This is a genomic window from Flavobacterium johnsoniae, assembly GCF_001879205.1.
Taxonomy (GTDB): domain Bacteria; phylum Bacteroidota; class Bacteroidia; order Flavobacteriales; family Flavobacteriaceae; genus Flavobacterium; species Flavobacterium johnsoniae_A.
The window spans coordinates 1-11,484 of the sequence record NZ_MLFK01000004.1; the positions used below are offsets into that span (position 1 = coordinate 1).

The window sequence follows — 11,484 nt, forward strand, 5'->3', positions numbered from 1 at the left end:
TAATCCGCAGAAGCATATTTGTACTTACTTCCTGCTCCGCCATTAGAAGGAGGAGTATTGTGGGTCCATAAATATATCGTTCCAATATTAGTATCACCAATAAGTTTATAACCGTCTATTGCCGATGGGTATGGATTTCCAAGTAAATTAAATTTGTTTTGTACTGTCGTTTTGACAACATCTCCGTTATTCGGAACTCCAACGAACGATGCTGTTTGAACTGAAGGATTTATAATATCAAAATTCTGAGGTCCTCTCACGCTGTATCCTTCTCCCGGAATCATTACTGATAAGTCTGCGTTGCGGATTACCCAGCTTGCATTTGGGTTATAACTTGTGTATTTATCTGAGAGTGTATTTGGTGACATTTTCTTAAGAGTAAAGCCGCTGGCCAGTGTTAATGGCGATGACCAATACGTATAATCATAACGACGAACACTGGTTTCTCTTTTGTATGTAATGTCTCCACTGTTAACCGCGTTCTTGTTAGACTGCATTAAGCTTGAGTTATTATTGAATATTAATGAACCTCCCGAGTTAACGGTTAGGCCATTAGTAATATTTAAAATAATACCTGAGGGAACAACTAAATTTACACCTGCATTAACTGTACAAGAACATGCATCAAGATTTCCAGTAAATGTATATGGCCCTGTAAAAATTACACTTTTAGTGCTATTTGGAGGATCGTTAGACCAGCTGGTTCCATTCCAAGTCGTAGACGACTGATTGGTAACGGTAACTGTTGCGCTTGAAGGAGATTTACATCCCGCAGCGCTTGTTACTCTAAAACTGTAAACTGTTCCAGCCGTCAGACCTGTAATTGTTGTACTGGTACCAGAGCCTCTTTTTATTACCCCGTCAGGGCTTCTTACAATTTCCCAGTTTCCTGTTCCTGGCAAATTATTTAAAACTACTGTTCCTAAATCTGTACAAGTTGTATTAACTATTGTGCCTATCGTTGGAGGAGCAAGTAAATCTATAGAGGTTGGTGTATCATTAGCGAATGATGTGCCCGAAATATCTTCGACAGTATTTAACGATGGATCTGTTCCTGTCACTTTTGCAGAATTAATAACCCTTCCAGCTGCTGCATCTGCGGCTGTAACGGTATAAGTACCTGTTAATATTGCACTTGCTCCTGGTGCTAAACTTGCAATGGTATTTCCAGTAGTATAAGTAATAAGTTTTGGATCTGTTATATGTATATCTGTAATAGGAACTTCACCGGGATTTTTTACTTCAAATGTATAATTGATTGTACTGCCTTCCGTTCCACAAGAAGTCATGGAAGCTGTTTTTAAAAGTTGTAATTCGGCAATTTTTAATGAATTGGTATTAAAAGCGATAAAAGCGCAATCTGAACTACCCGAAAAGGTTACAACAAATCGATCTACTGATGATGCGTTAGAAGCATTAATTTCGAATTCACTTGTTTCAATTGCCAGCATTCTGATTTCTCTTGTTGCAGCAGGTGTAAAAGCATAAGTTCCGTTCATGTTAAACAAATCCAGACTGTAAGTCCCCATTGAAGGAGTAGTAGAACCAAAAGTTATGGATAATTCTTTTCCAACAGTTTTACCAGTAGCATCAATAAATTTAAACTTATCTGGACTACCTCCGTATTCTGCAACCTGAGTTACAATCAAATCAGGAGTACCATCATTAATTCCGGTTAAATTTAGATTGCTTGTTCCTATTTTAAATTCTGCGCTACCCTCTTTTATATTTGCTACTCCGGTTCCTAGCGATAATCCGTTTACACCATCGGTTAATCTTGACGCTAGTTCTGCACCAGTAGCCGTAGATCCAGCCAATGCAGGCTCTAGTCTTGTAGTGGCATTTGATCCGTCAATCTTAGAACCTTGTAAAAAATAAGTACTTGGACCTATTCCTAAAGACTGAATTTTTAATGCCCTGAATTTTTGTTTAGAATAATCAATCGTGCGTGCATCAAGGGCACCATCATTTACGCCTGTAGAGTACGTTTTGGTTTTCCAGGAAAAAGCAATTAGATTATTGTCTAAGTCAGGACGATTATTTACAGGTGTTGAAGAATTCGATGTCCAATACCCATTCCAATCCGTATAGATTCGTGACACCGAAGATTGTGCGGAGAGGTTGAATGATATTAAAAACAGAATTAATGTTAATTTTAAAAATAAAGAACGGGTAAACAAAAGTGATTTTGGGCACATATAGTTTGTGATTTTTTGGTTGATTTGGGTTAATGAGATGGTAATTTTCTAATGCAATATTTACTTGTTTAATTTGTATCGTTTTTACATGGAAAAATCCGGCAGCTTTCACTGTCGGATCTTTATTGTTTTTACTTCCTGACTATTTAAAAATTACTTTTTTAGTCGTTGTATAATCATTTTCGAGAATAACTTTTACCAACAAAATCTGATCACTTGATTGTAAATTAGATATTGATAGTTCTGTTGTTCCTACTTTTACTTTTTGATAAATAAGTCTTCCCGAAATATCAAAAAGATTAACTTCTTTAATATTTTCTTTTACAGATGTAACTTTGATCACTTTATCTTTTACAGAAACCAAAAGCCCTCCATCCACATTTTCAAAATCGTCGGTTCCTAATGTTTTATTAGTGTAACGAAGAGTAAAACGATCTTTAAAAGTTCCAATTTCTGTTTTAAAAGTATAGTTTCCGGTTTTTAGGTTCGAAATAATTCCGGTTTTTTTATCTTCCAGATAAACTTCCTGATCGCCAAAAAATCCATCAACTTGATCTATAGAAATTGTGAAATCGCCGGCAACTGTTACTTTGTAACCTAATGGAACGACATCACTTTTTTCAAACGGCAGTGCACGTCCCTGAATTGATAATATTGTATTTTCGTTGATACTGTAAAAATCAACATAGCTGTTTCCGTTAAAACCAACTGCATCAAAATTAAGGTCCCAGCTGTTTGTCGCTCCTTCAATATAACCTACTAAAGTTTGTTTGAAAGCCCCTTCTGCATTTGATAAATTCAGCCATATACGATTTCTTTCAAGATCATTCGTTTTTTCTGTTTTATAGAAAGTACTATTGCTGCCGCCAACCCTCATACTATTTGTATAGGTAATACTTGTAGTTGTTGGAGCGGCAAAGAAACCTTGTCCAGCTGCAATATATCTTGTTGGCAGACTTGTGTTACCACCAGTTTTGATACCGCCAGATAAATTAAATGACGCATAATCGGAAGAACTATATTTGTATTTATTACTTGTCCCGTCATTAGCCGGAGGAGTGTTGTGTGTCCATAAATAGACTGTTCCTATCTTTGTGTCATTAATAAGTTTATAGCCGTCTATTGCCGATGGGTATGGATTTCCAAGCAAATTAAATTTGTTTTGCACAGTAGTTTTTACCACATCTCCGTTATTCGGAACTCCAATAAATGAGGCTGTTTGAGTTGCTGGGGTTGTTATGTCAAAATTCTGAGGTCCTCTCACACTGTATCCTTCTCCAGGAATCATTACTGATAAGTCTGCGTTGCGGATTACCCAGCTTGCATTTGGATCGTAACTTGTATACTTGTCAGCAAGTGTATTTGGTGACATTTTTTTAAGCGTAAAACCAGAAGCCAATGTTAATGGTGATGACCAGTACGTATAATCGTAACGGCGAGTTGATGTGCTTCTTTGCATCTCAAATGAAGCTGTTCCGCCTTGAAAAGCACTGGAAGTTGTATTATTTTGTAATAATGAGCCGCCATTACTTATAAGAATTTTTCCAGTTCCTTCGAAAATTAAAGCATCATCTACTGTTAGCGTTTTATCTTTTGGAACCGTAAGTTTAGCACCATCTTGAATTGTACAAGAACAAACAGAAACATCTGATCCTAAAATTACATTCGATCTTGCTATAGTTATTGCAGTACCGCTTGTTGGAGTTGAAGTTCCATCATAGATATTTGGTACACTAACAAATTTAACAGCTACATTGGCATCACCTCCATCTTCTCTAAGGCGAATTTCAATTTTAGAAGCAGAATTTAAGGGATATGTTCCAACATTCGTTAAAGCTGTGGTATATCCGTTTTGTAGATAAATACTTGTCCCGTCTAGGTATATTTCACCTACATCATCACAATTTACCAGTTGTATTTGATAGCTGCCACAAGGAAAACCTTGGCGTCTGTAACTAACTGTAAAATTATCTACAGGTATTGGTGCACCTTGCCATCCCGAATAACTTGATGGTGACTGGGTTTTATTCCAGAATGTTTGTGTATCTACATTTAAGTTGGAATCAACATAACTTCCCGCATAACTAGATTTTATGTTTTCAAGTGCTAAGTTATTCTGTGTAAACCCATAAACATTCCAAACTTTATTTCCATAAGGAAGATTTTGATCTCCCTGTACAATTCCGTATGAAATAGTTGTACGAGCAGATCCAGCATTTTCATAATATTCTAGAACAAACTCATGAGAAGCCGCTGTCAAAGTATACTGTACGGCATCTGCAAGATAACTATGATCATTCCAACGTCCAACTACAAGTGTTCCATCTATATAAAGCCTAATACCATCGTCTCCGGCAACCGTAAAATTATAAATACCTGCAACGGTAGTTGTTTTCATTTTATAACGAACGAAAAATTTATCTACGGGCGGAGTTCCACAAATATTAGTTGTTACACCTCTAACCGCACCTGCGCCAACATTTCTATCAAATTGTGCTGGTTCCGTCACATTTCCTATAAAAACATTTGTTGCGCTTGCAGGAGCGTCGTTTAATGCTGGATTTGGAGCATTGTTTCCAGTCCATTTATACACGTAACCAATCCATGAGTTTGTACCAAATGAAGTTTGATCTCCTTGCTCGCATATAATAATTTCATCAGCACCCATATCAGGTGTTGTTGTACTTCTGATTTCATCGTCGATATCGGTGGTAATAGTAATACCAGTTATTGGTTCTCCTTTTGCATGTATACCAGAATTTGTGGTATTTTGAGCTAAATGGAAATCAGTTGTCGAAATAAACTTTGGTTCAACAGCAATAGAACTTCTTTCTTTTGGAGCAGTAATTGCTGTCATCCAAGATGTTAAATCAGTATAAGAGCCTGTGGACAATCTATTTTGAAATTTAGAGGTAGTTGTCGATAAATAGTAGGCATTGTTATTGAAATCTGTTATTGCACTTTGAGCAATATTTGAATTTATTAAATATTGCGTACCATTTGTCTGTGAACTATAAAAAATATTATTTTTTATTGCAACATTAGTACCATTAGCAATATAAAGACATGATGACCCAGTTGGGTTTGAATTATTATTCATTACAACAGTATTGTAATAGAATTTGTTATTATCTCCTGAATTTAAATAAATTCCATGCCCAATGTTGGAGGAAACAACATTACTAATTATATTGTTATATACGCTATTGTTATTACTGTTAATATAGATTCCTGCACAATATCCATTTCCAACGCTGTTATTGATGTTATTAATTGTGTTTTTTGAAATTATCCCATTACTTGAACCAGTAATAATTATTCCTGAGTGCAAAGGATTATAATCTGTTGTGTTTTTTTCGACTCCATTAATCGTATTTCCGGAAATCTCATAATCTTTCATGTTTGAAAGATAAATCCCTACGAAAGGCTTATCAGCCGTTGTTGTTCCGCCAATCACGTTATTTTGTATTTTCCAATTAGATGAAAGTGCAGATGCCGATCCTGTGGAATATACTGCTTGACCAACTTTTGTAAAAGTTACATTTTGTATTGTATTGTTTGAATTTGCAGCTTGTGCGTCACTTCCAACTTCACTTGTTCCACCCCCAAATACTCCTACTGAAATATTATCATCGCGATAGTATTGTCTTAAAATTAAATTTTTTATTTCATTATTTGAAGCTCCATTTGTACTGTTTTCACTGGCAATCCAGATAACAGATTTCTTTGGATTTATAGGGTTATTATTGTAAATGGTTAGATTTTTAGTCGTAGTACCATTGTTACTTCCATCAAAAACTACATTATCGACACCATTAAGTTTAAATACTGCGGGTGTTGAAGTATAAGATGGCGAGTTAGTAGATTCAATAGTAACCGTTCTGTTTGTATTAGGTTTAAAAGTTACTTTGTAATTTGTATTTCCCGTGTAAGGATTAATTACTAATGGAAAAGTTTCGCCTGTAGAAATATTGTAGTTAGTATTATCTAATAATAAATTAACTGCTCCAGAAACTCCCACTGCATTTAATGCTCTAACTGTGCTAGTAAGAGTTGGAAAACTTGCTGTCGCTGCACTTCCTACAATGTAGGTTCCATTCATTGGAGATGGATTTTGTGCGATAGTCCCTCTAAGCTTTAAAAGGTTATTATTCATTAACTTCCAAGTTCCTCCACCGTTGTAAGCGTAAAAACGAATGTATATTCTTTCGCCGGCATTGATTGCTATATTCAATCCTGATAGATTTCCAGGGGTAGAAGTGTCATTTGTTGCCGCTCCGGTTACATTAGCTATTGTAACTGGGGAAGAAAAATCGGCTTGTTTAGAATAACGAATCTGATACCCCGCAGAGTTTCCTTTGTAGTTGAATAAAATTTCATTTAACACAATTCGACCATCTAAAATCGGATTTAATGTTATTTGAAAATAGCGTCCTAGGTTTATTGCTCCTGTTGGCCAATTGGTACCTTCAATTCCATCATAAGTTGGGGTTGGATTACCGTTTGAAAAACCCGCTCCAGTAACATTACTTGCAACTATGTAATTGTTTAAAATAGTTGGAGCTAAATCTGTTGAACCATTCCATTGCACAAAATCAATATTTTGTGTAATTCCCAAAAAAGGCAATAAAAATAAAAATAAGAGTAGAGTTTTTTTCATACTAGATGTTTTTCTATCAGATTGTTATGCTGGCATAGTTTTTCGAACCGAGCAAATATAGATACATCTACGTGTTTGATTTTATCGCGGTTTTTATAACCACTATATAATCGATAAACCGACAAAATAATCGATGAAATACATCAGAAAAATTAGGAATCAATGGAATTTCCTATAAAACAAGCTTGTTAAAAATAAGAAAAATCCGTAATATAAGTCCAAAATAGACTAAAATATTACGCTAATAATACAAAAAACGTCGCGTTTTGTAAAAAATCTGCAAAAAAGTAATTTTTCACAACTGTCCGTTATTTTTTAAAACGTAGGTAAATTTGGATTTTTTATGAAGTGAAATTGAATACTTCAAAAGTGTACATAAAAGATTTTTCTTTCCGTTATTCCGCTCTTAATTTTGTTCTAATTCTTTTACTTTTTCATATACCAAATCACTTTCATAACCACGGCGCAGCATATAGTCGCAGAATTTTTTACGCTTTTTTAAAGCATTTTGTTCGTGAATGGAATTCCACCCTCTTTCTGAAAGATTTTCGAAAGTTTCAAAATATTCTTCATTTGAAATTTCTTTTAGGGCAAGAGTAATATTTGTGGAAGAAATATGCCGGGCTTTTAATTCGTTTGTAATTTTGATTTTTCCCCAATATTTCATTCGATGTTTGCCTCTTGCAAAGCTGCAGGCAAAACGAGTCTCATTCAAAAAATCCCCCTCAATCAACTGAACTACAATTAAATCAATTTCATCTGATGTCATTTTTAAACTGTAAAGTTTCGATACAACTTCATCATGACAGCGTTCCTGATAGGCGCAAAAGTGCTCTAATTTCTGTAAAGCTTCCTTTGGAGTACAAATTGATTTCATGGCTTTTTTCTTTCTTTTTAACTTTTATTGATAAAAATAGATAATTAACTGTTAAATTTTATGATAATTTATTTAGTTTTCTCAAAACCATTTTTTTAAAGAGTTGTTTTTTATTCCAAATTGTAATAGTTTTGACCGTAAATTCTGTTTGTTAAACTGTTTAATACATTAAACACTTACTAACAAGATTTTTAACAGTTTAACAATAAAAAAGCAAGTTTCGTACATAACGAAATTTCATGTTTTTTATTGAGTTTACACCAAAAACAAAATTTAATACCACGCCTATATGATTAGAAAACTACTTTTGATTGTTGTTTTAATTTTTTTACCAGTACTTAGTTTTAGCCAATCAATTTGGAAAAATGATATTAATGCTAATAACATTAACAGTAATAGTGCATTTACAAGTGGGCAAATCGTTGATCCCAATATTACCGTTTCTGGAATTTTACGATCTTCAGGACTATCAAACTCAAATGCTAATGATAGATTTAATGCCTCGGGATGGCCGAGCACCTTTAATCTTAATAATTATTTTGAGTTTACTTTGACGCCAAATTTAGGAAATGCGATTAATTTTGTTAGTCTTGTTTATAGTGGACAGGCGTCCAATACCACAAGTTTTGCCATAAGATCTAGTGTTGATTCATTTGGTGCAAATATTGCAACACCCGGAGCATCTGGAGGTACAATTTCATTATCCGGAGCATCTTACCAAGGTATTACTAGGACTATAACTTTTAGAGTTTATGCTTGGGGAGGAAGTGGTACTAGACAATATAGTATTAATGATTTCACTTTTAATGGAACAGTAAATTGTGTTGCGCCACCCAGCACCACAGGAGTAGTTATTTGCCAAGGAGGAACCGGTGCTTTAACAGCTTCTCCTTATACTAGTTTTGTGAATACTTTTACAGGTTCTTGGAACTCAAGTATAGATCCTATAGCCAGACGAGTGCAAAATTCAATGCAAAATTCCACTAATTGTAGTTTTGACTCACAGACAAGAAACTATGTTGCTCATACTTTTACAGTCACTACATCAGGAGCTTATACTTTTAAGATGTCTGATACAGGTAATTATGACGGTGCGGCATATATTTATTCCGGGGCTTACACACCAGGTAATTGTTCGGGCTCTGGATCAGACTACTGGAGAGGAGATGATGATGCTGATGGACAAGCGCGAGAACCAAGAATTACTGCAAATTTAGTTACCGGTGTTACCTATACTATAATCTCTACTACTTATGGAAATACAGGAACAGTAAATGATGATTTTCTATGGACAATTACACCTCCAACATCTGAAGGTGGGATTGTACTAACAGCTCCTGTTAATTGGTACAATGCAAGTGGTACATTGCTTAAGGCTGGATCATCATTTAATCCAATCAATGTACCTAATTCAGGCTTAACAAATACAAACACCCCCGGAACAACAATATATTATGCAGGATACGGAGCAAGTTGTGCAAAGACAGCTGCCAATTTTGTAATTAACGGAAATAATACCCCAACAAATTCTGTTGGAACCTATACACTTTGTATTGATGGCAGTTCTCAAACTACGGGGAATGTACGTGCTGGTGAGTATGCTTTGGTAAATGTTATACAAGGAAATAAATATACATTTGAAGTTGGTGATGTTTTCTCTGGACTTAACGAAAAATTGAACATTCTAAATGCTTCGACAGATGTAGATGTATCCCCTTCTGCAACTAATACCGGAAGCGCTGGAACATCAATTGTAGACTGGCATGCTACTTTTTCAGGTCAGGTAAAAGTTGTTATATCTACAGGGAGTTGTGCAAATAATGGAACAGTAGGAACAGGAGGCATTGTACTTTCCGCAAAGTCAGTTGGAAACTCATTAGATAATCCTTTAGCAACAGGAACAACAGATAATAGATGGAGAGGACACATTTATAACTGGACTAGTGCTACAGTACCTCCGGGAGGAACTTCACCTTCTTCGGTAGAAGCAACAACTCCTTTCTCAGGTACAGAATATGCAGGATATTATGATGAAACATCAGAGTCCATTGTTCAAGGTTTTGGAGGTGATGACGTATGTTTTCCTGTTCTTTCAAATGGAGTTCAGAGAGCAAGTATTCGCACGGAACAATTTGCAGTACGTTATAGAATGAAATCGACCAAATCAGGATGTCATTTAGTTCGTATTAGAGCGGATGATGGTGTTCGTTTATATGTAGACGGCGTAAAAGTTTTTGACCGATGGGGAGAACAAGCAGCAACAACATATGAAAATGTATTAATCAATCTTACTGGAAATAATAATTTAGTCCTGGATTATTATGAAAATGGAGGAGGAAATATTATTGAATTCAGTATGGCTCAATTTAATGCATCTTCAAACTCAATCGCAACTACAACGCCAGCTGCTGTTTGTAGCGGAAGCACACCAGGTGTTATTGATGGATCAACGTATCAGTATGTTGGAACAGAAGTAAATCCAACAATACAATTTCAATGGGAATCATCCACAAACCCTTCGGGCCCATGGGTAAATGTTACAACGGGTACAGGAATAAATAGCGAAGATTATACTCCGGCTGCCATAACGGTAAATACAACTCAAAACGTTACTTATTATAGACGTACTGTATCAGCAGCGTACAATGGATCTTGTTTGAATAGTAGTACCCCTGTTTCTATTACAACAAATCCTGCTCCAACAGCACCAACAACAAATACTACACAGCCAACCTGTACCAACAATACGGGTACAATTACAGTTTCTAATCCATCTAGTGGATATGGCTACAGTATTGACGGTACAAATTATAGTAACACAAACGGAATTTTTCCATCACTTGCGCCAACAACATACAATGTAACAGCAAGAAATATCAGCACAGGTTGTACATCTGCTGCAACTTCTGTAACAATCAACCCATACGTATCAAAACAATGGAATGGTTCGGCAGGAGTTAGCTGGAGTAACCCGGCAAACTGGACGCCAAACGGAGTTCCAGAACAAACGGATTGTGTTGTCATACCAAATAGTGCAACAAACAAACCAGTTATTGACGGAGCCGGTCCTGAATTTTATGCACATACACTTTCAGTGGGATCTACTACAACATTGACTGTTAACTCAGATAAGATTTTAAAACTTACCAACGAAATAACCGTTAATCCGGGAGGTTCATTAATATTCAATAATAACTCAAGCTTAATGCAGTCTAACAAGAACGCGGTTAACAGTGGAGACATTACATACAAAAGAGAAACCAGTGTTCGTCGTTACGATTATACCTACTGGTCATCCCCATTAACGCTGGCCAGCGGCTTTACTCTTAAGAAAATGTCACCAAATACACTCTCAGATAAATACACAAGTTATAACCCAAATGCAAGCTGGGTAATTCGCAACGCAGACTTATCAGTAATGATTCCGGGAGAAGGATACAGCGTGAGAGGACCTCAGAATTTTGATATTATAAATCCTTCAGTTCAAACAGCATCGTTCGTTGGAGTTCCGAATAACGGAGATGTTGTCAAAACGACGGTACAAAACAAATTTAATTTACTTGGAAATCCATACCCATCGGCAATAGACGGTTATAAGCTTATTGGTGATACTAATATTGGAACGATATATTTATGGACACACAATACTCCTCCTTCTAATGGCGGAGCAGGAAGTAAGTACAAATATGCTTCTGCGGATTATGCCTCATTTAATCTTTCTGGTGAACTTAAAACCGGAGGTGATGCTA

The 11,484-nt window shown here is 35.7% G+C and carries 4 protein-coding genes; 1 reads left to right on the forward strand and 3 read right to left on the reverse strand.

Annotation, left to right across the window (positions count from 1 at the left end; translation table 11 throughout):
• From BKM63_RS05200 to BKM63_RS05210, 3 genes are all read right to left on the reverse strand, one after another.
• On the reverse strand, nt 1-2,198 hold a 2,198-nt coding region (locus BKM63_RS05200), incomplete at its 3' end, for a DUF7507 domain-containing protein (protein ID WP_207539237.1).
• 142 nt (nt 2,199-2,340) lie between these two features.
• Nucleotides 2,341-6,858, reverse strand: a complete 4,518-nt coding sequence (locus BKM63_RS05205) for a T9SS sorting signal type C domain-containing protein (RefSeq protein WP_071635585.1) — start codon at nt 6,856-6,858, stop codon at nt 2,341-2,343.
• A 406-nt stretch (nt 6,859-7,264) separates the two neighbouring features.
• Nucleotides 7,265-7,735 carry a regulatory protein RecX gene (locus BKM63_RS05210; RefSeq protein WP_071635586.1) on the reverse strand — a complete coding sequence of 157 codons (471 nt, stop codon included), beginning with the start codon at nt 7,733-7,735 and terminating at the stop codon, nt 7,265-7,267.
• Nucleotides 7,736-8,024: 289 nt separating this feature from the next.
• On the opposite strand from BKM63_RS05210, the gene BKM63_RS05215 reads away from it, so the two are divergent.
• On the forward strand, nt 8,025-11,484 hold a 3,460-nt coding region (locus tag BKM63_RS05215), incomplete at its 3' end, for a PA14 domain-containing protein (protein WP_242661101.1).